This is a genomic window from Pseudomonas sp. FG-3G (assembly GCF_901007645.1).
GTDB lineage: Bacteria > Pseudomonadota > Gammaproteobacteria > Pseudomonadales > Pseudomonadaceae > Aquipseudomonas > Aquipseudomonas rhizophila.
Window position 1 is genome coordinate 34,535 of the sequence record NZ_CAAKGZ010000044.1, and the last position, 23,152, is coordinate 57,686.

Below are 23,152 nucleotides of genomic sequence, written 5' to 3' on the forward strand. Positions count from 1 at the left end.
TATTTTTTGCATTAAACCGCGAAAATCTTGCCCGGGTTCATGATGCCGTTCGGGTCGAACACTGCCTTGACGGCCTTCATGTATTCAATTTCTACCGGCGAGCGACTGTAGGTCAGGTAATCGCGTTTGGTCATGCCTACGCCGTGTTCGGCGGAGATCGAACCGTTGTATTTCTCGACGGTTTCAAAGACCCATTTGTTCACGGTCGCGCACTTGGCGAAGAATTCGTCCTTGCTCAGGTTCTCTGGCTTGAGGATGTTCAAGTGCAAGTTGCCGTCGCCGATGTGGCCAAACCAGACGATCTCGAAATCCGGGTAATGTTGGCCGACGATAGTGTCGATGTCGCGCAAGAAGCCCGGGACTTTCGAAACGGTGACCGAGATGTCGTTCTTGTACGGTGTCCAGTGGGAGATGGTTTCCGAGATGTACTCGCGCAACTTCCACAGGTTTTGCAGTTGGGTTTCGCTTTGGCTCATCACCCCATCGAGCACCCAGCCCTGTTCGACACAGTGTTCGAACGTTTCCAGGGCGTGGTTGGCGACTTCTTCGGTGGTGGCTTCGAACTCCAGCAGGGCGTAGAAGGGGCACTCGGTTTCAAATGGCGCCGGTACGTCGCCCCGATCCAGGACCTTGGCCAGGGCCTTGTCGGAGAAGAATTCGAACGCCGTCAGGTCCAGCTTGCCCTGGAAGGCATGCAGTACGGGCATGATCGAATCAAAATCGGCGGTGCCCAGGACCATGGCGGTGAGGTTCTTCGGAGCCCGGTCCAGGCGCATGGTGGCTTCGACCACGAACCCGAGGGTGCCTTCGGCGCCGATGAACAACTGCCGCAGATCGTAGCCAGTGGCGTTCTTGATCAGGTCCTTGTTCAGTTCCAGCAGGTCACCTTTACCGGTGACGACTTTCATGCCGGCTACCCAGTTGCGGGTCATGCCGTAACGAATGACCTTGATTCCGCCGGCATTGGTGCCGATGTTGCCGCCAATCTGACTGGAACCGGCCGAGGCGAAGTCCACCGGGTAGTACAGACCGTGCTCTTCAGCCTTGTTCTGCAGTTGTTCAGTGACCACACCTGGCTGGCAGACGGCTGTGCGATCGGTGAGGTTCACGTCGAGAATCTGGTTCATGTAGTCGAATGACACGACCACTTCGCCGTTGGCCGCCACGGCCGCAGCGGAAAGCCCGGTACGCCCGCCCGATGGCACCAGCGCGACCTTGTGCTCATTGGCCCAGCGCACAATGGCCTGAACCTGTTCGGTGGTCTTGGGGAAGACGATGGCGCTCGGCGCCGGGGCGAAGTGCTTGGTCCAATCCTTGCCATAAGCGTTCAGGGAGTCGGCATCGGTCAAGACTTTGCCAGGCTCAACCAGGGTCTTCAGCTCATCTATCACGGCAGGATTGGTCATCGACAGAACTCTCGAACAATTCATGGTCATCCTGAGAACGCTTCACGTCGCAGGAATGAGTGTTTAGCGGGGTGCGTATGCTAGCATACCGACCCCGCAGCGTAGTGCCCATTGGCTGTTCTGCGGCGACGGCTGTCATGCCGGTCGGACCAGCATGCGCTGTCCGATTCCCTGCCATTTTTCTCCGGGACACAGGTTTACGCAGATGAGCAAGACTTCTCTCGATAAGAGCAAGATCAAGTTCCTTCTTCTCGAAGGCGTCCACCAATCGGCTGTCGACGTCCTCAAGTCGGCGGGCTACACCAGCATCGAGTACATCACCAGTTCTCTGCCGGAAGCCCAGCTCAAGGAAAAGATCGCCGATGCTCACTTCATCGGTATTCGCTCCCGTACCCAATTGACCGAAGAGATCTTCGACCACGCCAAGAAACTGGTGGCGGTCGGCTGCTTCTGCATCGGCACCAATCAGGTGGACCTCAATGCGGCGCGCGAGCGCGGTATCGCGGTGTTCAACGCGCCATACTCCAACACCCGTTCCGTTGCTGAACTGGTGCTGGCCGAAGCGATCCTGCTGCTGCGCGGCATTCCCGAGAAGAACGCTTCCTGCCACCGTGGCGGCTGGATCAAGAGCGCGGCCAACTCCTTCGAAATCCGTGGCAAGAAGCTGGGTATCGTCGGTTACGGCTCGATCGGCACGCAGTTGTCGGTGCTGGCTGAAGGCCTTGGCATGCAGGTGTTTTTCTACGACACCGTGACCAAGTTGCCGCTGGGCAATGCCACCCAGGTCAACGACCTGCACGAGCTGTTGGGCATGTCCGACATCGTGACGCTGCACGTTCCGGAAACCGCCGCCACCCAGTGGATGATCGGCGAGAAGGAAATCCGTGCCATCAAGAAAGGCGGGATCCTGATCAACGCCGCTCGTGGCACCGTGGTCAAGCTCGACGCCCTGGCCGAAGCGATCAAGGACAAACACCTGATCGGCGCCGCCATCGACGTATTCCCGGTGGAGCCGCGCTCCAACGACGATATCTTCGAAAGCCCGCTGCGCGGCCTGGACAACGTGATCCTGACCCCGCACATCGGCGGTTCTACTGCCGAAGCCCAGGCCAACATCGGCCTGGAAGTGGCGGAAAAGCTGGTCAAGTACAGCGACAACGGTACTTCGGTATCGTCCGTGAACTTCCCGGAAGTGGCCCTGCCGGCTCACCCTGGCAAGCACCGCCTGTTGCACATCCACGAGAACATCCCGGGTGTGATGAGCGAGATCAACAAGGTCTTCGCCGAAAACGGCATCAACATTTCCGGTCAGTTCCTGCAGACCAACGAGAAAGTCGGCTACGTCGTGATCGACGTCGATGCCGAATACTCCGATCTGGCGCAAGAGAAACTGCAGCACATCAACGGCACTATTCGTAGCCGGGTGTTGTTCTAAGCAGATCAGGCTTGCAATAAAAAACGGGAGCCTCGCAGGGGGCTCCCGTTTTTTTCTGTCGAACACATAACCTGTGGGAGGGTTTTGTGTTGTGTCGACCTGTGCCGGTTTATTTCACGTTTACCGTGATCTTCTCGGACACGATCGTCGGATCGAACGGCATATGGCCGCTGTCGCCCAGGATCAGCTGCAAGGTGTGCTTGCCCGGTGCCAGTTTGATCGTAGCCTCGGTTTGCGCCTTGCCGAAATGCATGTGGTTGGCATCGGTGGGAATCGGCGCGCCCGCGGCAGGCAGTTTGTCGATATCAATCAGCAAATGATGGTGCCCGGTATTTTTGGTTTCATCACCCGCCGGGGCCAGCGCGATGTTCTTGACGCCGAACTTGACCTTGAACTCCTGGCCAACGGTGGCACCGTCTTCCGGGGAAACGATGAATACCTCTGCACCCTGGGGAGCAGGGGTTGCGGCGGATGCCAGCATCGAAGCCCCCAGCAACAGGCCGGCCAAGGCGGCACGTGACATAAAGCTTTTCATTTTTTTCTCCAGTTTTTCCATGAAATCCGCGTGGTCATGACAACTTCATGACCATTCGTTGTCGAAGCCTGCAACAACCATAGCAAAGCGAACCTGAAACGAGCGTCGCTTGTAACAATACAAAGGAGTGACCATGCGTTTTCTGCCTGGGCTGATCTGCCTGCTACCCCTCTTGAGCCCTCTGGCCCATGCCGAACTGATCGACGACATCAACGACCGTGGCGAATTGCGCATCGCTCTGGAAGCCAACACCAGCCCTTTCAACTTCAAGGAAGACGGCAAGCTCACCGGCTTCGAAGTGGAACTGGGTCATATGCTGGCCGGCGAGCTCGATGTTCGCGCCGACTTTGTGGTCACCGATGCCAGCGATCTGCTGGCCGGTGTGGAAAGCGGCAAATACGATGTCGCCATCAACCACATAGCAATGACCCCGGAACTGGCCGAACGTTTCGACACAAGCACCGCTTATAGCCAACCGGATGCGCAACTGTTGGCGCGCAAGGACGACTCGCAACGCCCGATGGTCATGGCACAGTCGTTCCAGCCGGAAGAAAAGAGCGGCCCGCCGCCGAGCCTGGTGATTCCATTCCAGAAGGGCAATCCGGCGTTCAAGGCCAGCCTGGACAACGCTTTGGCGCGTATCAAGGACGACGGGCGGCTTGAGCAGTTGTCACAGAAGTGGTTGGTCAAGCAGGAGTAACAATGGGGCGGTGGGCGACGGCGGTGTGTCAGTCGCATCAATGTTGCTGATCCGCCGTCATCGCGAGCAGGCTCGCTCCCACATTTGGATCATTGATGGTTCGCCCATTTATGTTCGCAGTTGACCCGTGTGGGAGCGAGCTTGCTCGCGATGGCGCCCTCAAATCCTAAGCAGGTCTACGCCAGACACTCGCCAACCAAGGCTGCTGCTCTCGCGGCAGCCCAGCCGGTCGGTAGTAATGCTCAAGCTCTACAAAGCCCGCTTCTGTGAGCAAGGTGCGCCAGGCCGCAAGGTCGTGGTAGGCGCCAAAGCGCTGGCCGTTCCAGCCTTCCTGGTTTTCGCCCCGGGGGTTGGAACTGAACAGCACGCCGCCGGGCTTGAGGGTGGCGTGCAATTGCTTGAGCACCCGAGGCAATTCCTGGACAGGGATATGAAACAGCACGGCGTTGGCGAAGATGCCATCGAAGCGTTCGCCTGGCAGGTCGAGGTTCAAGAAATCCTGTTGCCAGACTTCGCAGCCGCTGTCCTGGCGCGCCATTCGGGCAAACTCCTCCGAACCGTCGAGGCCGACCGCGACATGGCCCCTATCGGTGAATGTCCGCAAGTCCCGCCCGGGGCCGCAGCCGAAATCCAGGACGTGGAAGGGCGCCTGACCCTGGATATGCCGCAGCAACGCGTCGATATTCTGGCTGACGTCATGATCGCGAGTGCCTTCGCGAAAGCTTTCCGCCACGGCGTTGTAATGGCCCAGGGTTGTGGCGGTGATGGCGTGCAGGTCTTCGGGGGTGTGTTTCATGGTCGTTGGCTTGGGTTAGGGAGCTTGGTCAGACTATACCGCAAGCGGCTTGGCCGCTTCGCTGCCAATCATGACCAGGCTCGCTCCCCACCATCAGTCAAGGATTCTTGCAGCCCGGTTCGGCGGCCATGAGCGCCTCTTTCGGTAAAGTGCTCAGGTAGGGGTTGGCGCAACCGATCTTCAACGTTCGCGGCGGCGCCCAGTGGGAGTTGTTGCCCGCGCGGTCGAGGATGCAGTAGGTCACTTCCAGGCGCAGGTCTTCTCCCGCCTCCAGAATGATCTGCGGCGGTACCCAGATGTTGATCGGCTGGCCAACCTCGCAGGGCTTGATGCGGGGCAGGTCCATGCGCACGTCGCCCCAGCGCAAGGTAATCGCATCGTCAGCAGCCATGTTCAGATAGGGCTCTATGGTCAGTGGTACACCGCGTTTGACCTGACTCGGGTTCACGCCTTTGCGGCGAATGGCATCAGGAATCCGCACTGGCGCCAGGCCTTGGTTTTCATCACCGCTCAGGGCCGACGGTTGGCCACCCGGACAATCGAGCTTGACCTGCACCCGTTGCGTTGCTGACAGCGCCGGGCCGCGCCCCACTTGCATCACGCGGTAATGGATGCGCGAGGTCCCGTTTACAACGAAGCTCTCGGGTACTCGCAACGTAACGCTAGTTTGCACGTCGGCCTGTGACAACAGACGGGAGCCGACGTAGCAGTTGTCCCAGAACAGCTCGATCAGATCGCCCGCGTCCATGCCGGGGTAAGGGGCAATTGCCACTTGCAGGTGCGCAGCGCTGGTGATGTTGATGCGGGTACGCAGAGCGTTGACCAGGGTAGGCGCAGCCAGTTCAGGAATATTCGACGTACATGTCATGGTGTTCTCCTTGATGCTTTAAAACGAAGTCCGTTTCGGGAAGATCAAAAGCGCTTAATCATCGCGATATATTTTTATTGCGCAGCATGGACCCTGTCTGCGGTTCATCGCGCAGAACTAAAATAGTTCGCATCGCCTGTGGGGTCACTAGATAAGGGTTCAGCAGTTTCAGTGTCAATAGAGGAACTTGCTTAATAATTAAATGTATAAGGCTTCAGAAATGTCCTACGCATTCAAGTTAAGAAAACGTTGCGTTGTGCGCCATTTTCCTCAGGTTCATTGGTTTGGAAGGGAGGGGCGGCAGGAAACCGGATAAATAGCGTAGCCCAAAGAGAAGTGTTGCCGGAGATATGTATATACCGCACGTCAGCGGGGTGGCTGTGTTAAGTCAACTGGAAGTTTCAGTTTGTGACGCTGGGCTGTTAATTGTTCCACTTCCATCCCTGGAAGTGGGGACAATATCAATAACTTACTGGTTGCCGTGTCCGGCCGAGAGGAACTTGCTGAGGAACTGTCGAGTGCGTTCCTCCCGGGGGGCTGCAAACAAGGTCTTGGCTTCGCCTTGCTCGACGATCACACCTTTGTCGAAAAACACCACGCGGTTCGCTACGTCCCGGGCGAAGCCCATTTCGTGAGTCACAATGACCATGGTGCGCTTTTCTTCGGCCAGGCCACGAATCGTCGCCAGCACCTCGCCCACCAGCTCCGGGTCCAGGGCCGACGTTGGTTCGTCGAACAGAATCACCTCGGGTTCCATCGCCAGCGCCCTGGCAATTGCCACGCGCTGTTGCTGGCCACCGGAAAGACGCCGCGGGTAGGCGTCCTCCTTGCCCGCCAGCCCGACCTTGGCCAGCAGTTTACGGCCTAAAACCTCAGCGTCGGCACGGGGGATCTTCTTCACCACCAGTGGGCCTTCGATGACGTTCTCCAGCGCGGTGCGATGGGGGAACAGATTGAAGTTCTGGAACACAAAACCCACTTGCTGGCGCAAACGACGCACCAGGTTCTGTTGCTGGTTCAGCGGGCGACTGCCATCGATTTCGATGTCGCCGACCTTGATCCGGCCACTGCTGGGTTCTTCGAGGAAGTTCAGGCAGCGCAGGAAGGTGGTCTTGCCCGAACCGCTGGGGCCGATGATCGCCACCACTTCGCCTTCTTCGATCTTCAGGTCGATGCCATTGAGCACCACTTGACCCTTGAACTGCTTTGTCAGTTTTTCCACGACAATCATGGGTCAGGACTCCTGGTCATGCCGATTGACCCGGGCTTCCAGGACGTTCTGCAGGTGCGCCAGCACGCTGGCCAGAATCCAGTAGATCAGCGCGGCGGCAAGGTACATGGTGAAGATTTCGAAAGTGCGGGCAGTGATCAACTGCGCCTGACGGAACAGCTCCGGCACCTGGATGGTCGCCGCCAGTGCGGTGTCCTTGACCAGGGAAATGAAGCTGTTGCCCAGAGGAGGCAAGGCCGTTCGCGCCGCTTGCGGCAGGATGGCCCGGCGCAGGGTCTGGGCGCGGGTCATGCCGATACTGGCCGCGGCTTCCCACTGGCCGCGCTCGATGGAGCTGATGGCGGCTCGCAGGATTTCACACGCATAGGCCGCCATGTTCAGCGAGAAGCCGATCAGCGCCGCGGGCAATGGATCCAGCTCGATGCCCAGTTGGGGCAGCCCGTAATAGATCACGAACAACTGCACCAGCAGCGGCGTGCCGCGAAAAAACGACACGTAGATGCGGGCGATCCAGCTCACCAGTTTGAAGCGCGACAGGCGCATCAACGCCAGGCCGAAGCCCAGCAGCAAGCCGAAGAACATGCCGCCCAAACTGAGGATGACCGTGTAATACGCGCCCTTGAGCAAGAAGGGCGCGGAGTCCAGCGCGAGTTGAAAAGCCTCTTCCATTATTGGGTGACGTCAGCGTTGAAGTACTTCTGCGAGATTTTCGCCAGGGTGCCGTCGGCCCGTAGTTTGTCGATGGCCTTGTTGATTGCATCCAGCAGCTCAGGCTCGCCTTTGCGCAGGGCGATACCGGCTTCCTGGCGGGAGAACGGCTCGCCGGCTACAGCGGTGTCCTTGGCCTTGGCGGTCAGCTCCAGAGCAGCCAGCCGGTCTACCAGAATGGCGTCGATGCGGCCTACACGCAGGTCCTGGTATTTGGTTGGGTCATCGTCGTAGGTGCGGATAATAGCCTTTGGCTGGTTTTCCTTGAGCCATTGCTCATAGTTGGTGCCCAGGCCAACGCCGACTTTTTTGCCGGCCAGGTCATCGGCGGTCTTGATGGCGTCTTTGTTCTTGGTCAGAACCAGCGCCTGGATGCCGGAAACGGTGTAAGGCTGGGAGAAGTCATATTTCTTCTTGCGCTCCTCGGAGATGGTGACCTGGTTGATCACCGCGTCCAGGCGCTTGGATTCCAGCGCTGCGAGAATGCCGTCCCATTTGGTCGGTTGCAGTTTGACCTTCACGCCCAGCTCCTTGGCCAGGGCTTCGGAAAACTCCACTTCGAAACCGGCCAGCTTGCCGTCGGCGTCCACGAAACTGAACGGTGGGTAAGTGCCTTCCAGGCCGACGTTGATCACGCCCGCGTCCTTGATCTTTTGCAGCTGCTCACCGGCAACGGCCTGGCCCAGCAGGCCGGCGCTCAATGCCAGGCCCAGCGAACCCACCAACAGGTTGCGACGTAATGCGGAAAAATTCATGACAAGCCCCTGTGTTTTCTTATGAAGAGGTTATTTTGGCTGAGATAAGGCGTAGCCGCGATCCGAAAAGATTGCCACATCCTGCCTTAAAGCAGCCTGGGCGTCTCGCGGCAAATGCGCCTGTGGCGAGACTATAGGGTGGTGTTTATAGATTGGAAAATAATATTAAATCATTCAAATATTCGAGTATGGAATGAAAAAAGTCCCCTGTGGGAGCGAGCCTGCTCGCGATAACCAGTCAATGTTGTTTTGGCTGACACGGCGCTATCGCGAGCAGGCTCGCTCCCACATTGAGAACTTCACTACGCCTGGAACGCCGCGTTATACGCAAACAACGCCGGTGCGCCGCCGGTATGCAGGAAGATGATCGGGCCCTCGTCGAAGCGGTCGCGACCCACCCCATCGAGCAGGCCGGCCATCGCCTTGCCGGTGTAGACCGGGTCCAGCAACAGGCCCTCCAGGCCAGCCAGCAATTTGACTGCCGCCAGCGTACCGGCATTGGGTTCGCCGTAGCGGGGGGCGAAGTATTCGTCCCACAGGTTCACCTTGAAGGCCTCAGGAAGCGATACATCGAGCAACTGGGCGGTGCGTTCGGCCAAGCCCTGGACCTTGGGGCGCTGGTCTTCTTCGCTGCGAGACACCGTTATGCCAATCACGGGAAGTTGCCCCAGCGTTTCACTGAGCGCCAGCGTCAGGCCGCTGTGCGTCCCGGCGCTGCCCGAAGCCAGCACCACGGCAGCGAAGTTCAGGCCGGTGTCCTTGATTTGCTCGGCCAGCTCAAGCCCGGCGCGTACATACCCCAGCGCACCCAGAGCGTTCGAACCGCCAATCGGTACCAGATAGGGCTTCTTCCCGTTGCTGCGCAGGCGTGCGGCGAGGGCTTGCAACTGCTCGTCGGCGTTATCCAGGTTTTCTACCAATTCGACCTTGGCGTCGAACAGCTCCAGCAGCAGCCGGTTGCCGTTGCTCAGGTAGTTGCTGTCTTCGGTGCCGATGGGGTTTTCCAGCAGGGCCACACAGCCCAGGCCCAGCTTTGCCGCCAGCGCGGCAGTCTGGCGTACATGGTTGGACTGGATCGCACCGGCGGTGATGAGGGTGTCGGCACCTTGAGCCAGGGCATCGGCGGCCAAGTATTCGAGCTTGCGCAGCTTGTTGCCACCCAAAGCCAGCGGAGTCAGGTCATCGCGCTTGATATAGATATCGCGACCGAGCCAGGAGGAAAGACGGTCGAGTTTTTCCAGGGGGGTTGGATGGCCGAGCAGATCGAGACGGTTAAAGCGCGCCAGCTGTTGTTTGATCATGGGGTCGTACTGGTTGCAGGAAATCCATGGACTATAGGCACGCCGATATTGATGGGCAACCGCCAATCGTTTGCCGGGGCGTAAATGGGGACGCATGAGAGGTGAGCACCGAAAACCTGTGGCAGCGAGCCTGCTCGCGATCGCGGTGTGTCAGCGAATGGATGTACCCACTGAACCACCACGATCGCGAGCAGGCTCGCTCCCACAGGGGCTGTGTTATGTCTGTTGAACACTGAACGAATGCTCTCCAGGCAACGTCATACCCTCCCGTAGGCTAGCGTAGGAAACATGCCATCCAGCCGTGCGATTAGTCCTTAGCTACCTATTCATGTTTAACTTGAACGTTCATTCAAGTTAAACCGTCGGTTTGCTGCCCGCTCACAACAGGAGGCTTGCCTTTGCCGAGTCCGTTTTCGATTTTCACGATTCCGCTTTCCGGGGTACATCGCTCATGAGTGCCTCGTCCCTTCCACCCAGCGGCCTGGTCCGCATGAATCCGCCGGTTTTTTACTTTGCCGCGACCTTCATTCTGCTGTTCGGCCTGGTGGTCATCGCCGTGCCGGAGCAGGCGGGTGCCTGGCTGCTGGCGGCGCAGAACTGGGCGGCCAATACGGTCGGCTGGTATTACATGTTGGCGATGACCCTGTATCTGGTCTTCGTGGTGGTCACCGCCTTGTCCGGCTACGGCAAGATCAAGCTCGGTGCCGACCACGACGAGCCCGAATTCAGTTACCTGTCCTGGGCTGGCATGCTGTTCGCTGCCGGTATCAGTATCACGCTGTTTTTTTTCTGTGTCTCCGAACCGCTGACCCATCTGGTTCAGCCACCGCAAGGCGAGGCCGGTACCGCAGATGCCGCGCGCCAGGCCATGCAGATCCTGTTTCTGCACTGGGGTCTGCACGGCTGGGGCGTGTTTGCTTTCGTCGGCATGGCCCTGGCGTACTTTGCCTACCGGCACAATTTGCCGCTGGCCCTGCGTTCAGCGCTGTACCCGCTGATCGGTAAACGTATTAACGGTCCCATCGGCTACGCGGTGGACGGCTTCGGCATCATCGCGACCGTGTTCGGCCTCGGCGCGGACATGGGGTTTGGGGTGCTGCATCTCAATTCCGGGCTCGATTACCTGTTCGGCATCGCCCATACCCAGTGGATTCAGGTCGGCCTGATCGTGCTGATGATGGGCGCGGCAATCATTGTGGCGGTGGCCGGTGTCGATAAAGGCGTGCGGGTCATGTCCGACATCAACATGCTGCTGGCCTGCGCATTACTGCTGTTCGTGCTGTTTGCCGGACCTACCCAGCATTTGCTCAATACGTTGATCCAGAACATCGGCGATTATCTCGGCGCCCTGCCGATGAAGAGTTTTGACGTGTATGCCTACGACGAGCCCAGCGACTGGCTGGGCGGCTGGACGGTGTTCTACTGGGCCTGGTGGATTGCGTGGTCGCCGTTCGTGGGGTTGTTCATTGCGCGCATTTCCCGTGGGCGCACTATCCGTGAGTTCGTGTTTGGCGTGCTGCTGATTCCCCTTGGCTTCACCCTGGCGTGGATGTCGATCTTCGGTAACAGCGCCATTGACCAAGTGCTGAACCACGGCATGAGTGCCCTGGGTATGTCCGCCCTGGAAAACCCGTCGATGAGCCTTTATTTGCTGCTGGAAACCTATCCATGGAGCAAGACCGTCATCGCGGTCACCGTGTTTATCAGTTTTGTGTTCTTCGTCACGTCAGCCGACTCCGGCACCGTGGTGCTTTCCACGTTGTCGGCCAAGGGCGGCAACCCCGATGAAGACGGGCCCAAATGGCTGCGGGTGTTCTGGGGGGCGATGACTGCCCTGGTGACCAGCGCATTGCTGTTCTCCGGCAGTATCGATGCCTTGAAGTCGGCAGTGGTGCTGACGTCCTTGCCGTTCTCGCTGATTCTGCTACTGATGATGTGGGGCCTGCACAAGGCGTTTTACCTCGAGTCCCAGAAGCAGATTGCGCAGTTGCATTCGCTGGCGCCGGTGTCGGCTTCTCGACGGGGTACGGGCGGCTGGCGACAGCGCTTGAGTCAGGCGGTGCATTTCCCGTCCCGCGATGAGGTGTACCGTTTTCTCGACACCACGGTGCGCCCGGCCATCGAAGAGGTGAAGGCGGTGTTCGCCGAGAAAGGTCTGACAGTGGTGACCCAGCCAGACCCGGCCAACGACAGCGTCAGCCTGGAGATCGGCCACGGCGAGCAGCATCCGTTCATCTACCAGGTGCAGATGCGCGGCTACTTCACGCCGTCCTTCGCCCGCGGCGGCATGGGCTCCAAGGAACTCAACAACCGCCGTTACTACCGCGCCGAAGTGCACCTGAGCGAAGGCAGCCAGGACTACGATCTGGTGGGTTATACCAAGGAGCAGGTCATCAACGACATCCTCGACCAATACGAGCGGCACATGCAGTTCCTGCATCTGGTGCGCTGATCGGGCGAAACCTCAGACCAGGCCGCCGTTGGCTCGCAGAATTTGCCCGTTCACCCAGCCGGCGGCCGGGCTGACCAGGAAGGATATGATGCTGGCGATGTCCTCCGGCTGGCCGAGGCGTTCCAGGGGCGGCATTTTGGCGAAGTTCTGGATCTGTTCTTCGCTCTTGCCATGCAGGAACAGTTCGGTAGCAACCGGGCCGGGCGCCACGGCGTTGACCGTGATCTGGCGGCCGCGCAGTTCCTTGGCGAACACCTGCGTCAGTGACTCGACGGCGGCCTTGCTGGCGATGTACACCGAATAACCGGGCAGGTTCAGGCCAACGGTGCTGCTGGAAAAATTCACGATCCGGCCACCGTCGTTCAAACGGGTTGCGGCTTCGCGCAGGGTGTTGAAGGTGCCGCGGGTGTTGATGCCGAACGTCTGGTCGAACAACTCGTCACTGTGCTGGGCCAAGGGCATCACTTGCAGGGTACCCGCGTTATTGATCAGCACATCCACCTTGCCCAGTTGCGCTTCGGTTTCATCGAACATCCGCCGGACGTCGACGGCAGAGGACACATCTGCCTTGATCGCTATGGCTTGGTGACCGGCCTGGCGCAATTGCACCACCAGCTTCGAGGCTTCGGCGGCGCTGTTGGCGTAGTTAATGGCGACGGCAAAGCCATCGAGGGCCAATTGCTTGGCGATTTCGGCACCGATGCCGCGGGAAGCGCCGGTTACGATGGCAACTTTGGCGGTTGGAGAGGGCATAGGAGGGCTCCTTTTGAAGTGGATGACGCCAGATTCACATGTTTACCCTCAGCGATAAATGCCCGACGGCTGCCTTGACTGTTCAGTAATTACAAACAATACCCGCGCTGCATGACGCCTCGTTGATTGGCCGATGCGTGGCCAATCTGCGGCAGATCACCTGCGCCGGCAGCCAGCCCCCACACCTGATATGCGAACTTTCGGCCTGACGAATGCGTCTGTGAGGTGTTAGCTTGCCCCTTGTACCAGCCACCCGAACAGAGAGCCTTTCGATGACCTACACCGCTGCCGAAAACCGCTACGAGTCCATTCCTTACCGCCGTGTCGGTCGCAGCGGGCTGGTGCTGCCGGCGCTGTCGTTGGGGTTGTGGCACAACTTCGGCGACAGCACGCCGATCGACACGCAGCGTTCGCTGCTGCGTACGGCGTTTGATCTGGGTATCAATCACTTCGACCTGGCCAACAACTACGGCCCGCCCTACGGCAGCGCCGAGATCAATTTTGGTCGGTTGCTGCGCGAAGACTTCAAGCAGTATCGCGATGAGTTGATCATCTCCAGCAAGGCCGGTTGGGACATGTGGCCGGGTCCTTACGGCCAGGGTGGCGGTTCGCGCAAGTACGTGTTGGCCAGCCTGGACCAGAGCCTGCAACGCCTGGGCCTGGACTATGTGGATATCTTCTATTCCCACCGCTTCGACCCCGACACCCCGCTGGAAGAAACCGCCAGCGCGCTGGCCACGGCCGTGCAGCAGGGCAAGGCGTTGTACATTGGCATCTCTTCGTATTCCGGGGTGAAAACTCGGGAAATGGCTGCGCTACTCAAAGAGTGGAAGGTCCCACTGCTGATCCATCAACCGGCCTACAACCTGCTTAATCGCTGGGTGGAAAAGGACCTGCTGGACGCCACCGATGAACTGGGCACGGGTGTGATTGCCTTTACGCCGTTGGCCCAGGGCCTGCTGACCGACAAGTACCTCAAAGGCATTCCGGCCGATGCGCGGGTCAATCGCCCGGGTGGTGGTTCGTTGCAGGCTTCGCACCTGTCGCATGAGAACATCGCCCATGTACGCGCCCTCAATGAAATTGCCCAGCGTCGCGGGCAAAGCCTGGCGCAAATGGCCCTGGCCTGGACCCTGCGCGACGCACGGGTAACCTCTGCGCTGATCGGCGCCAGTCGGCCGGAGCAGATTATCGAGAACGTCGGGGCGTTGAAGAACCTGAGTTTTAGCGCTGAAGAACTGGCGCAGATCGACCGGTTTGCCCAGGAGGGCGGGATCAATCTGTGGGAGAAGCCTTCGTCGGCGGAGTAGTGACTTGAGCCAATCAGCCGATCCGCCAGAAATGGCCGGCTGTACACAAAACCCTGTGGGAGGGAGCTTGCTCCCTCCCACAGGTGTTCGCTCGTCGGCGAGGTGTGCCTAGTTACTGATCGCCAGGATGCTCGCCTGGTACGCCCCTACAAACACATCGAAATCCCCCACTTCGTTCTGCTCAAGCTCGGCTTGCTGAGCCAGGGATTGACGAGCGTTTTCTTCGAATGCGCTCTGTTCCTGGGCAGGCAACGGCTCGGCGCGGAAGAATTCGGCGTGGGCCTTGCTCTGGCGCAGGGAGAACTGGGCGAAACTTTCCTGGTGTTCTGCCATGGCCGCCAGCACTTGGGCGGAGGGGGTCAGTGACGGGTCCCGCACCTTCGCCAATTGCGCGTCCAGTGCCTGGCGGTGGGCGTCGCCCCCCTGGCTCTCGTCGAGCAGCGAGGCCAATGGCGCGAGCTTCTCCAGAAGCTCGATAGCCCAGGCTTGCATGTCCACCGATTGCCCTTGGCGTTGCAATTGCAAACCTGGCCGACGGCCTTCCTTGACCACGGTCAGGAAGTTGTTCGTCGCATTGCTGCATTCGTTGTTTTCCAGGAGCGGACTGTCGTTCAGACCGCAATACAGCAGGAACGCATCGAGGAAGCGCGATTCGGTGAGGTCGATGCCCATCGGCAGGAAGGGGTTGATGTCCAGGCAACGGACTTCGACGTACTGGATGCCTCGAGCCATCAACGCCTGGATCGGGCGCTCGCCGGTATAGGTCACGCGTTTTGGGCGGATGTTGGAGTAGTACTCGTTTTCGATCTGCAAAATATTGGTGTTGAGCTGCACCCACTCACCATTCTTATGCGTGCCGACTTCGACGTAGGGCGCGTACGGTGTCGCCACCGCCTTGCGCAGGCTGTCGGTATAGCTTGCCAGGTCGTTGTAGCAGGGGGTCAGGCCGGCCTGGGCGTTGCTTTGGTAACCCAGGTCGCTCATGCGCAGGCTGGTGGCGTACGGCAGGTACAAGGTGTCCGGATCCAATTGTTCCAACTGGTGCGGACGGCCGCGCAGAAAGCCGGCATCCAGAGCCGGCGAGGCACCGAACAGGTACATCAGCAACCAGCTGTAGCGACGGAAATTACGGATCAGCGCGATGTAGGCCGATGACTGGAAATCACGATCGCTCGCTTCAACGGCTTCGGCCTGACGCAGCAGCGGCCAGAGTTTTTCCGGCAGGGAAAAGTTGTAGTGGATCCCGGCGATGCATTGCATGGTCTTGCCATAGCGCAGGGCCAGACCCTGGCGGTAGACATACTTGAGCCGACCGATGTTCGAGGTGCCGTAATACGCGATCGGGATGTCCTCCTCCGCTGGCAGCGGGCACGGCATCGAAGGGCTCCACAGGTACTCGTTGCCGAGTTTGCTGTAGGCAAACCGGTGGATCTTGTCGAGGCTGCGCAAGGTATCGGCCACGTCAGCCTGGGCCGGGGTGATGAACTCCAGCAGCGACTCGGAATAGTCGGTGGTGATCTGCTCGTTGGTCAGCGCCGAGCCCAGGGCCTCGGGGTGCGGGGTCTGCGCCAGATGCCCTGTGTCCGTGACGCGCAGGCATTCACGTTCGATGCCGTGCAGGCACTGCTCGAGCAGGGAGAGGTTGGCGCGCTCGCCGAGCAGAGCCAGGCGGCGGTTTAAAAGGTCGCTCAAGTTGAATTCCTTCACGCGTCAGTCGCCCCAATATGGGGGTGGTCACGACGGTCTACAAGGGTGAAGTTAAAACTGGCGTTTTCGCCTGGTTTTTGTGTGGCCAAAGACAATTCGTCGCGGCCCTCTGTGGGAGCGAGCCTGCTCGCGATAGCGGTATGTCGGTCAACTTTACATTGACTGGTCCACCGCTATCGCGAGCAGGCTCGCTCCCACAGGGGATATCGACACCGCATTCGCAGCGCCGAAATTAACCCAAATCGATGACAGGGAGCTATAGGACTGCGAACGTGCCTTGTGCTTTTGCGACCAGTTTGTCGCCTTGCATCACCTCGGCCTCAACCACCAGCGTGCGCCTACCCGGGTGGATGACCCGGGCCGTGCAGAGCACCTCACCGTCGGAAACGGCGCGAATGTAGTTGATCTTGCATTCGATGGTCGCGCTCTGCTGGTCAAAGCCGTGGACACTGGAACAAGCCAGGCCCATGGCGATGTCCACCAGGCTGAACAGCGCGCCGCCGTGCAGCTTGCCGCCACGATTGCGCAGCGGTGGCTCAAGGCTCAGGGCGACTTGCGCCACCCCGTCCCCCAGGCTGTGCAGACGGCAGCCGAGCAGCTTGAAAAACGCGCTTTCCACCAACCCGGCTGGCGCGTCCATCAGCGTTTCTTCAACTGCTTGGCGTTGGCGAACAGCGAGGCCATGGCGTTGTTCGCCGGGGCCGCAGTGGTGGTTTCCTTGCGCGGCGCGGTGTTCTGCGACTGGCGCGGTGTCGAGCCCGGACGAGCGCCGCGGGCACCGTCGACCTTCTCGCCCGGTGTGTCGCTCATGCGCATCGACAGACCGACGCGTTTGCGCGGGATGTCGACTTCCATGACCTTCACTTTCACCACATCACCGGCCTTCACCGCTTCGCGCGGGTCCTTGATGAACTTCTCCGACAAGGCGGAGATGTGCACCAGGCCATCCTGGTGCACGCCGATGTCGACGAAGGCCCCGAAGTTGGTGACGTTGGTCACCACGCCTTCGAGGATCATGCCCGGCTGCAGGTCCTTGAGGTCTTCGACGCCTTCCTGGAACTCGGCGGTCTTGAACTCGGGGCGTGGGTCGCGGCCGGGTTTCTCCAGTTCCTGAAGAATGTCGGTCACGGTGGGCAGGCCGAAGGTTTCGTCGGTGAATTTTTTCGGGTCCAGGCGCTTGAGAAACGCGGCGTCACCGATCAGCGAACGGATGTCGCGGTCGGTCTGGGCGGCGATGCGTTGCACCAGTGGATAGGCCTCAGGGTGGACAGCCGACGAATCCAGCGGGTTGTCGCCGTTCATGACCCGCAGGAAACCGGCGGCCTGTTCGAAGGTTTTTTCACCCAGGCGCGGGACTTTCTTCAATGCGGCGCGGGTCTTGAACGCACCGTGTTCGTCGCGGTGGGTGACGATGTTCTGCGCCAGCGTGGCGTTGAGGCCCGAGATGCGCGCCAGCAGCGCTACCGAAGCGGTGTTCACGTCCACGCCCACGGCGTTTACGCAATCCTCCACGACGGCGTCCAGGCCCCGGGCCAGTTTCAACTGGGAAACGTCGTGCTGGTACTGGCCGACACCGATGGATTTCGGATCGATCTTCACCAGTTCCGCCAGCGGGTCCTGCAGGCGACGGGCGATGGACACCGCCCCGCGAATCGACACGTCCAGGTCCGGGAACTCCTTGGAGGCCAGTTCCGACGCCGAATAAACCGAAGCGCCGGCCTCGGAAACCATGACCTTGGTCATCTTCATGGCCGGGTATTTCTTGATCAGTTCGGCGGCCAGTTTGTCGGTCTCCCGGCTGGCGGTGCCGTTGCCGATGGCGATCAGGTCCACCGAATGCTTGGCGCATAGCGCGGCGAGCACGGCGAGGGTCTGGTCCCACTTGTTATGCGGCACATGGGGGTAGACCGTGGCATGGTCCAGCAGCTTGCCGGTGGAGTCCACCACGGCCACTTTGCAACCGGTACGCAGGCCCGGGTCCAGGCCCAGGGTGGCGCGCGGCCCGGCCGGTGCGGCCAGCAGCAGATCGTGCAGGTTGTGAGCGAAGACGTTGATCGCCTCGGTCTCGGCGTTGTCGCGCAGCTCGCCCAGCAGATCGGTTTCCAGGTGGGTGTAGAGCTTGACCTTCCAGGTCCAGCGCACCACTTCGGCCAGCCATTTGTCGGCGGCGCGGTTCTGGTTCTGGATGCCGAACTGCTGGCCGATCATGCCTTCGCACGGGTGCATGGTGCCGGGCAACTCATCGCCCACCTTCAGCGCGGAGCTGAGAATGCCTTCGTTGCGGCCGCGGAAAATTGCCAGGGCGCGGTGGGACGGCATGCTCTTGAGCGGTTCGTCGTGTTCGAAGTAGTCGCGGAACTTGGCGCCTTCCTCTTCCTTGCCGGCGATCACGCGGGCGCTGAGGGTAGCCTCCTGCTTGAGGTAATTGCGCAGTTTTTCCAGCAGGTTGGCGTCTTCGGCGAAGCGTTCCATAAGGATGTACTTGGCGCCTTCCAGCGCGGCTTTCACGTCCGCCACACCTTTTTCGGCATCGACGAAACGCGCGGCTTCGGTTTCCGGGGACAGGGTCGGGTCGTTGAACAGGCCGTCGGCCAGCTCGCCGAGGCCGGCCTCCAGGGCGATCTGGCCCTTGGTGCGGCGTTTTTGCTTGTAGGGCAGGTACAGGTCTTCGAGACGGGTCTTGGTGTCGGCCAGCTTGATGTCACGCTCAAGTTGCGGGGTCAGCTTGCCCTGTTCCTGAATGCTGGCCAGGATGCTGACGCGCCGCTCGTCGAGTTCTCGCAAGTAGCGCAGGCGCTCTTCCAGATGACGCAATTGGGTGTCATCGAGACTGCCGGTCACTTCTTTGCGGTAACGGGCGATAAAGGGCACCGTGGAGCCCTCATCCAGTAGCGCGACGGCCGCTTCGACCTGTTGTGGGCGTACGCCGAGTTCCTCGGCGATGCGGCTGTTGATGCTGTCCATAAAACCACCTGAAAAATTGTGAAATCAGACTCGCCACCGCAAAAAACTGGGCTCGGCGAGACTGGTTGAGCGGCCTGGCGTGCGCCGCTGCCTGGGTCAAGAGGCTGCCTGTTGACCCGCGAAATTCAGAAAGTGCTGCCTGGCAAGGGAAAAAACGATGGGTCGGGATCACGATCCGACATTCCCTGGCACAAAAGGCCGCGCATTATAACCAGCGTTGCGTTCTTAGGGGGCGTCGTGGTCTGTAGGCTCGATACCCGGATGACTGGAGATAGAGGAAAAATCTGCTAACAATGCACACGGTGCGTATAACGGCAGCTAGGCCATAATGCGCGCCGAGATCAAAGGAGCTTCCTATGAGCAGCACTGCACAAACTGCTGAAGGCGAAAAAATTCTTATTGTTGACGACGATCCGGGGCTGAGCAGCCTGCTGGAGCGCTTTTTCGTCAGCAAGGGCTACCGTGCCCGCACCGTACCGAACACCGAGCAAATGGATCGGCTGCTGGCCCGTGAGGTCTTCAACCTGGTGGTCCTCGACCTGATGCTGCCAGGTGAAGATGGTTTGACAGCCTGCCGTCGCCTGCGTGGCGCGAACAACCAGATCCCGATCATCATGCTCACGGCCAAGGGCGATGAGCTGAGCCGTATCAAGGGTCTGGAACTGGGCGCTGACGATTACCTGGCCAAGCCGTTCAACCCGGACGAGCTGATGGCCCGGGTCAAGGCGGTGTTGCGTCGTCAGTCGGCCCCGGTGCCTGGCGCCCCGGGCAGCGAAGATGAAAGCGTGACCTTCGGCGACTATGAACTGTCCCTGGCCACTCGCGAGCTCAAGCGCGGCGATGAAATACACATGCTCACCACCGGTGAGTTCGCCGTGCTCAAGGCCCTGGTGATGAACGCCCGTCAGCCGCTGACCCGCGACAAGCTGATGAACCTGGCCCGTGGCCGTGAATGGGATGCGCTGGAGCGATCCATCGACGTGCAGATTTCCCGTCTGCGCCGGATGATCGAGCCTGATCCTTCCAAGCCGCGATATATCCAGACTGTCTGGGGCGTGGGTTATGTATTCGTGCCGGATGGCGCCGCCAGCAAGTGATCGGTGATTTGTAGGAGCGGGTGGCCTGGCGGGTTGAATTTCTTCCTGCAGGCGACTCGCGGTCCGTTATTGTGCGAGCATCGCTCGCTCCTGCAAGTGTGTAGCGGCTATTCATGAAAACCCCCGTTTGGTTCCCCCAGAGCTTCTTCTCCCGCACCCTCTGGCTGGTGCTGATTGTCGTGCTCTTTTCCAAGGCACTGACGCTCGTCTACTTGCTGATGAACGAAGATGTGCTGGTGGACCGGCAGTACAGCCACGGCGTTGCCTTGACCCTTCGAGCCTATTGGGCCGCCGACGAAGCCAACCGGGAGAAGATCGCCGAAGCGGCGACCCTGATCCGGGTGGTTGGCGCTGGCGTGCCGGAAGGCGAACAACACTGGCCTTACAGCGAGATCTATCAACGGCAGATGCAGGACGAACTCGGCGCCGATACCGAAGTGCGCTTGCGTATGCACTCGCCTCCGGCGCTGTGGGTCCGTGCGCCGAGCCTGGGGGATGGCTGGTTGAAGGTACCGTTGTACCCCCACCCGTTGCGCGGCCAGAAAATCTGGAACGTGCTTGGCTGGTTCCTGGCCATCGGCCTGTTGTCGACCGCTTCGGCGTGGATCTTCGTCAGCCAGCTCAATCAGCCGCTCAAGCGTCTGGTCTACGCGGCCCGACAATTGGGCCAGGGCCGTAGCGTGCGATTGCCCATCAGCGACACTCCCAGTGAAATGACCGAGGTGTACCGCGCTTTCAACCAGATGGCCGAGGACGTCGAGCAGGCCGGACGCGAGCGTGAACTGATGCTTGCGGGCGTCTCCCACGACCTGCGCACACCGTTGACCCGTTTACGGCTGTCGCTGGAGTTGATGGGCGAGCATACCGACCTGACCGATGAAATGGTCCGCGATATCGAAGACATGGACGCGATTCTCGATCAGTTCCTGGCGTTCATTCGCGACGGTCGGGACGAGTCCGTGGAAGAAGTCGATCTCAGCGAGCTGGTACGGGAAGTGGCCGCGCCCTATAACCAGAACAGCGAAAAAGTGCACCTGCGCCTGGAGCCGATCCAGCCGTTCCCGCTGCGCCGGGTGTCGATGAAGCGATTGCTGAATAACCTGATTGGCAATGCCTTGAATCACGCCGGCACGGGCGTCGAAGTGGCGGCTTATGTTTCCGGTGATACCAGCGCACCTTATGTGGTGCTCAGCGTCATGGACCGCGGTGCCGGGATCGATCCGTCGGAACTGGAAGCCATTTTCAACCCCTTCACCCGGGGCGACCGTGCCCGGGGCGGAAAAGGCACGGGATTGGGCCTGGCCATTGTCAAGCGCATCGCTTCGATGCACGGCGGCAATGTCGAATTGCGCAACCGCGTCGGTGGTGGTCTGGAAGCGCGGGTGAGGTTGCCGTTGGGGCTGTTGTTGCCTAGGGATGCGGTATAGGGATACACCCGTTTGCTCAAGAACTGATGTGGGAGCGAGCCTGCTCGCGATAGCAGTGGATCAGCAGCATTGATGTTGACTGACACGCCGCCATCGCGAGCAGGCTCGCTCCCACCTATGAGTTAACCCTTACCCTTGGTCCGGGTCATGTTCGGCCCGCCATTCTTTTCCAGATGCTCGATGATGATCCCCGCCACGTTCTTGCTCGTGGTGGTTTCGATCCCTTCCAGGCCCGGCGAGGAGTTGACCTCCATCACCAGCGGCCCGTGATTGGAACGCAGGATGTCTACACCCGCCACGGCCAGGCCCATGACTTTAGCGGCGCGCAGGGCAGTCATGCGCTCTTGCGGCGTGATCTTGATCAGGCTCGCGCTACCGCCGCGATGCAGGTTGGAGCGAAATTCCCCGGGTTTGGCCTGGCGCTTCATCGAAGCGATCACCTTGTCGCCGACCACGAAGCAGCGAATGTCCGCGCCGCCGGCTTCCTTGATGTATTCCTGGACCATGATGTTCTGCTTCAGGCCCATGAACGCTTCGATCACCGACTCGGCGGCCGTCGCGGTTTCACACAGCACTACGCCGATACCCTGGGTGCCTTCCAGCACCTTGATGACCAGTGGCGCGCCGTTGACCATGGCAATCAGGTCGGGAATGTCGTCGGGAGAGTGGGCAAAACCGGTCACCGGCAAGCCGATCCCACGGCGCGACAACAATTGCAGCGAGCGCAACTTGTCCCGGGAGCGGGCGATGGCCACGGACTCGTTGAGGGGAAATACTCCCATCATTTCGAACTGGCGCAACACGGCGCAACCATAGAACGTTACCGACGCACCGATGCGCGGGATCACCGCATCGAACCCTTCCAGCGGCTTGCCACGGTAGTGGATCTGCGGCTTGTGGCTGGCAATGTTCATGTAGGCGCGCAGGGTATCGATCACCACCATTTCATGGCCACGTTCGGTCCCGGCTTCAACCAGGCGACGAGTGGAATACAGACGCGGATTACGCGACAGCACAGCGATCTTCATGCAACACCTGTGGCAGAGGTAGTGGACACCGGGAACACCGGCTTGTCTTGAACGTATTTGATGCCCGGATTGACCACCAACTGGCCGTCGATCAAGGCTTTGGAACCCAATAACAGGCGATATCGCATGGACTTGCGGCAGGCAAGCGTGAACTCGACTCGCCAGATCCGATCCCCCAGTGCCAGCGTCGTGCTGATCACGTAGCGAACCTGAGCGTGGCCGTTGGAGCTTTTTATCGTTTTGCGCGCCACCAATGGGGCTTCGCAGCGACGATGGCGCAACTGCACCACCGTTCCCAGATGCGCGGTGAAGCGCACCCATTTTTCACCGTCGCGCTCGAACGGCTCGATGTCGGTGGCGTGCAGGCTGGAGGTGCTGGCGCCGGTGTCGATTTTTGCCCGCAGGCCCGCGACACCCAGATCCGGGAGCGCCACCCACTCGCGCAGACCGACAACGGTCAGATGGTCAAAAGTCTTCAATAAAAAAACCTGCGATCAGTACATCGGATCGTGGAGCCCGCGAATCGCGGTATTCACGCAGAATAATCACAAAATGGCGACAGTTATCTACACACCTGTTTCCGCTCGTAACCGATACCGGCCCGCATCGTGCCGCAAGTCAGTTCGGCCGACATTCTATCCGTCGGACCGAATTCGTGCGCTCGACAAAAACGGTAGTA

20 protein-coding genes are annotated in these 23,152 nt (G+C 59.9%); 6 read left to right on the plus strand and 14 right to left on the minus strand.

Annotated elements, in window-relative coordinates:
- Positions 1–11: 11 nt before the first annotated feature.
- On the minus strand, positions 12–1,406 hold the full coding sequence (locus tag PSEUDOMOFG3G_RS25140; RefSeq protein ID WP_107323098.1) for an FAD-binding oxidoreductase: 1,395 nt from the start codon (positions 1,404–1,406) through the stop codon (positions 12–14).
- A gap of 205 nt (positions 1,407–1,611) precedes the next feature.
- Between PSEUDOMOFG3G_RS25140 and serA the strand changes: the two genes are divergently transcribed.
- Entirely contained in the window at positions 1,612–2,841 is a 1,230-nt protein-coding gene (serA, locus tag PSEUDOMOFG3G_RS25145; RefSeq protein WP_047226823.1) for a phosphoglycerate dehydrogenase, read from the plus strand.
- Positions 2,842–2,950: 109 nt separating this feature from the next.
- Here the strand turns inward: serA and PSEUDOMOFG3G_RS25150 are convergent, their stop codons facing one another.
- Entirely contained in the window at positions 2,951–3,376 is a 426-nt protein-coding gene (locus PSEUDOMOFG3G_RS25150) for a DUF4399 domain-containing protein (RefSeq protein WP_139048867.1), read from the minus strand.
- A gap of 133 nt (positions 3,377–3,509) precedes the next feature.
- On the opposite strand from PSEUDOMOFG3G_RS25150, the gene PSEUDOMOFG3G_RS25155 reads away from it, so the two are divergent.
- Positions 3,510–4,076, plus strand: coding sequence for a transporter substrate-binding domain-containing protein (locus PSEUDOMOFG3G_RS25155; RefSeq protein WP_139048801.1), 567 nt, complete (start codon positions 3,510–3,512; stop codon positions 4,074–4,076).
- 166 nt (positions 4,077–4,242) lie between these two features.
- Here PSEUDOMOFG3G_RS25155 and PSEUDOMOFG3G_RS25160 read toward each other — a convergent pair whose 3' ends face one another.
- From PSEUDOMOFG3G_RS25160 to PSEUDOMOFG3G_RS25185, 6 genes are all read right to left on the minus strand, one after another.
- The gene (locus PSEUDOMOFG3G_RS25160) at positions 4,243–4,872 is read right to left on the minus strand and encodes a bifunctional 2-polyprenyl-6-hydroxyphenol methylase/3-demethylubiquinol 3-O-methyltransferase UbiG (RefSeq protein WP_139048802.1); all 630 of its coding nucleotides are present in this window, start codon (positions 4,870–4,872) and stop codon (positions 4,243–4,245) included.
- A 97-nt stretch (positions 4,873–4,969) separates the two neighbouring features.
- Complete coding sequence (locus tag PSEUDOMOFG3G_RS25165; RefSeq protein WP_139048803.1) at positions 4,970–5,740, minus strand: hypothetical protein; 771 nt, start codon at positions 5,738–5,740, stop codon at positions 4,970–4,972.
- A gap of 469 nt (positions 5,741–6,209) precedes the next feature.
- Positions 6,210–6,971 (minus strand): L-cystine ABC transporter ATP-binding protein TcyN, encoded by a 762-nt coding sequence (tcyN, locus tag PSEUDOMOFG3G_RS25170; protein WP_139048804.1) that lies wholly within the window; start codon positions 6,969–6,971, stop codon positions 6,210–6,212.
- A gap of 3 nt (positions 6,972–6,974) precedes the next feature.
- Positions 6,975–7,640: a cystine ABC transporter permease gene (gene tcyL, locus PSEUDOMOFG3G_RS25175; protein ID WP_047226833.1), complete on the minus strand. Its 666-nt coding sequence runs from the start codon at positions 7,638–7,640 to the stop codon at positions 6,975–6,977.
- Positions 7,640–8,434 (minus strand): cystine ABC transporter substrate-binding protein, encoded by a 795-nt coding sequence (gene tcyJ, locus PSEUDOMOFG3G_RS25180; RefSeq protein ID WP_047226834.1) that lies wholly within the window; start codon positions 8,432–8,434, stop codon positions 7,640–7,642. Before tcyJ ends, tcyL begins: the two co-directional genes overlap by 1 nt.
- Positions 8,435–8,736: 302 nt before the next feature.
- The gene (locus PSEUDOMOFG3G_RS25185) at positions 8,737–9,735 is read right to left on the minus strand and encodes a D-cysteine desulfhydrase (RefSeq protein ID WP_076383274.1); all 999 of its coding nucleotides are present in this window, start codon (positions 9,733–9,735) and stop codon (positions 8,737–8,739) included.
- Between the two features lie 490 nt (positions 9,736–10,225).
- Between PSEUDOMOFG3G_RS25185 and betT the strand changes: the two genes are divergently transcribed.
- Positions 10,226–12,187, plus strand: a complete 1,962-nt coding sequence (gene betT, locus PSEUDOMOFG3G_RS25190; protein WP_171061300.1) for a choline transporter BetT — start codon at positions 10,226–10,228, stop codon at positions 12,185–12,187.
- Between the two features lie 12 nt (positions 12,188–12,199).
- Here betT and PSEUDOMOFG3G_RS25195 read toward each other — a convergent pair whose 3' ends face one another.
- Positions 12,200–12,940: an SDR family oxidoreductase gene (locus PSEUDOMOFG3G_RS25195; RefSeq protein WP_139048805.1), complete on the minus strand. Its 741-nt coding sequence runs from the start codon at positions 12,938–12,940 to the stop codon at positions 12,200–12,202.
- Between the two features lie 272 nt (positions 12,941–13,212).
- Here PSEUDOMOFG3G_RS25195 and mgrA point away from each other — a divergent pair, with 272 nt between their 5' ends.
- The gene (gene mgrA / locus PSEUDOMOFG3G_RS25200) at positions 13,213–14,250 is read left to right on the plus strand and encodes an L-glyceraldehyde 3-phosphate reductase (RefSeq protein ID WP_139048806.1); all 1,038 of its coding nucleotides are present in this window, start codon (positions 13,213–13,215) and stop codon (positions 14,248–14,250) included.
- Between the two features lie 108 nt (positions 14,251–14,358).
- On the opposite strand, the gene gshA is transcribed toward mgrA, so the two are convergent.
- From gshA to PSEUDOMOFG3G_RS25215, 3 genes are all read right to left on the minus strand, one after another.
- A complete protein-coding gene (gene gshA, locus PSEUDOMOFG3G_RS25205; protein WP_139048807.1) occupies positions 14,359–15,942 on the minus strand; it encodes a glutamate--cysteine ligase in 1,584 nt (527 codons plus the stop codon).
- A gap of 271 nt (positions 15,943–16,213) precedes the next feature.
- Positions 16,214–16,597, minus strand: coding sequence for a PaaI family thioesterase (locus PSEUDOMOFG3G_RS25210; RefSeq protein WP_047226840.1), 384 nt, complete (start codon positions 16,595–16,597; stop codon positions 16,214–16,216).
- Positions 16,597–18,921 (minus strand): Tex family protein, encoded by a 2,325-nt coding sequence (locus tag PSEUDOMOFG3G_RS25215; protein ID WP_139048808.1) that lies wholly within the window; start codon positions 18,919–18,921, stop codon positions 16,597–16,599. The genes PSEUDOMOFG3G_RS25210 and PSEUDOMOFG3G_RS25215 overlap by 1 nt, the downstream gene beginning before the upstream one ends.
- A 356-nt stretch (positions 18,922–19,277) precedes the next feature.
- Between PSEUDOMOFG3G_RS25215 and ompR the strand changes: the two genes are divergently transcribed.
- Together ompR and PSEUDOMOFG3G_RS25225 are read left to right on the plus strand one after the other, a co-directional pair.
- Positions 19,278–20,018 (plus strand): two-component system response regulator OmpR, encoded by a 741-nt coding sequence (gene ompR, locus PSEUDOMOFG3G_RS25220; protein ID WP_025211284.1) that lies wholly within the window; start codon positions 19,278–19,280, stop codon positions 20,016–20,018.
- Positions 20,019–20,131: 113 nt separating this feature from the next.
- Positions 20,132–21,445, plus strand: coding sequence for an ATP-binding protein (locus PSEUDOMOFG3G_RS25225; RefSeq protein ID WP_139048809.1), 1,314 nt, complete (start codon positions 20,132–20,134; stop codon positions 21,443–21,445).
- A gap of 122 nt (positions 21,446–21,567) precedes the next feature.
- On the opposite strand, the gene rimK is transcribed toward PSEUDOMOFG3G_RS25225, so the two are convergent.
- Together rimK and PSEUDOMOFG3G_RS25235 are read right to left on the minus strand one after the other, a co-directional pair.
- Entirely contained in the window at positions 21,568–22,473 is a 906-nt protein-coding gene (gene rimK, locus PSEUDOMOFG3G_RS25230; RefSeq protein WP_047226843.1) for a 30S ribosomal protein S6--L-glutamate ligase, read from the minus strand.
- A complete protein-coding gene (locus PSEUDOMOFG3G_RS25235; protein WP_171061301.1) occupies positions 22,470–22,934 on the minus strand; it encodes an ATP-dependent zinc protease in 465 nt (154 codons plus the stop codon). Before PSEUDOMOFG3G_RS25235 ends, rimK begins: the two co-directional genes overlap by 4 nt.
- Between the last annotated feature and the right edge of the window lie 218 nt (positions 22,935–23,152).

What these genes read in the sequence shown, in the direction of transcription:
- tcyN (WP_139048804.1), bottom strand. Translation starts at nt 6,971, where the DNA reads ATGATTGTCGTGGAAAAACTGACAAAGCAGTTCAAGGGTCAAGTGGTG.
- PSEUDOMOFG3G_RS25185 (WP_076383274.1), bottom strand. Translation starts at nt 9,735, where the DNA reads ATGATCAAACAACAGCTGGCGCGCTTTAACCGTCTCGATCTGCTCGGC.
- PSEUDOMOFG3G_RS25150 (WP_139048867.1), bottom strand. Translation starts at nt 3,376, where the DNA reads ATGAAAAGCTTTATGTCACGTGCCGCCTTGGCCGGCCTGTTGCTGGGG.
- PSEUDOMOFG3G_RS25195 (WP_139048805.1), bottom strand. Translation starts at nt 12,940, where the DNA reads ATGCCCTCTCCAACCGCCAAAGTTGCCATCGTAACCGGCGCTTCCCGC.
- PSEUDOMOFG3G_RS25165 (WP_139048803.1), bottom strand. Translation starts at nt 5,740, where the DNA reads ATGACATGTACGTCGAATATTCCTGAACTGGCTGCGCCTACCCTGGTC.
- rimK (WP_047226843.1), bottom strand. Translation starts at nt 22,473, where the DNA reads ATGAAGATCGCTGTGCTGTCGCGTAATCCGCGTCTGTATTCCACTCGT.
- serA (WP_047226823.1), top strand. Translation starts at nt 1,612, where the DNA reads ATGAGCAAGACTTCTCTCGATAAGAGCAAGATCAAGTTCCTTCTTCTC.
- PSEUDOMOFG3G_RS25155 (WP_139048801.1), top strand. Translation starts at nt 3,510, where the DNA reads ATGCGTTTTCTGCCTGGGCTGATCTGCCTGCTACCCCTCTTGAGCCCT.
- PSEUDOMOFG3G_RS25225 (WP_139048809.1), top strand. Translation starts at nt 20,132, where the DNA reads ATGAAAACCCCCGTTTGGTTCCCCCAGAGCTTCTTCTCCCGCACCCTC.
- PSEUDOMOFG3G_RS25140 (WP_107323098.1), bottom strand. Translation starts at nt 1,406, where the DNA reads ATGACCAATCCTGCCGTGATAGATGAGCTGAAGACCCTGGTTGAGCCT.
- ompR (WP_025211284.1), top strand. Translation starts at nt 19,278, where the DNA reads ATGAGCAGCACTGCACAAACTGCTGAAGGCGAAAAAATTCTTATTGTT.
- PSEUDOMOFG3G_RS25210 (WP_047226840.1), bottom strand. Translation starts at nt 16,597, where the DNA reads ATGGACGCGCCAGCCGGGTTGGTGGAAAGCGCGTTTTTCAAGCTGCTC.
- PSEUDOMOFG3G_RS25215 (WP_139048808.1), bottom strand. Translation starts at nt 18,921, where the DNA reads ATGGACAGCATCAACAGCCGCATCGCCGAGGAACTCGGCGTACGCCCA.
- tcyJ (WP_047226834.1), bottom strand. Translation starts at nt 8,434, where the DNA reads ATGAATTTTTCCGCATTACGTCGCAACCTGTTGGTGGGTTCGCTGGGC.
- betT (WP_171061300.1), top strand. Translation starts at nt 10,226, where the DNA reads ATGAATCCGCCGGTTTTTTACTTTGCCGCGACCTTCATTCTGCTGTTC.
- tcyL (WP_047226833.1), bottom strand. Translation starts at nt 7,640, where the DNA reads ATGGAAGAGGCTTTTCAACTCGCGCTGGACTCCGCGCCCTTCTTGCTC.
- mgrA (WP_139048806.1), top strand. Translation starts at nt 13,213, where the DNA reads ATGACCTACACCGCTGCCGAAAACCGCTACGAGTCCATTCCTTACCGC.
- PSEUDOMOFG3G_RS25160 (WP_139048802.1), bottom strand. Translation starts at nt 4,872, where the DNA reads ATGAAACACACCCCCGAAGACCTGCACGCCATCACCGCCACAACCCTG.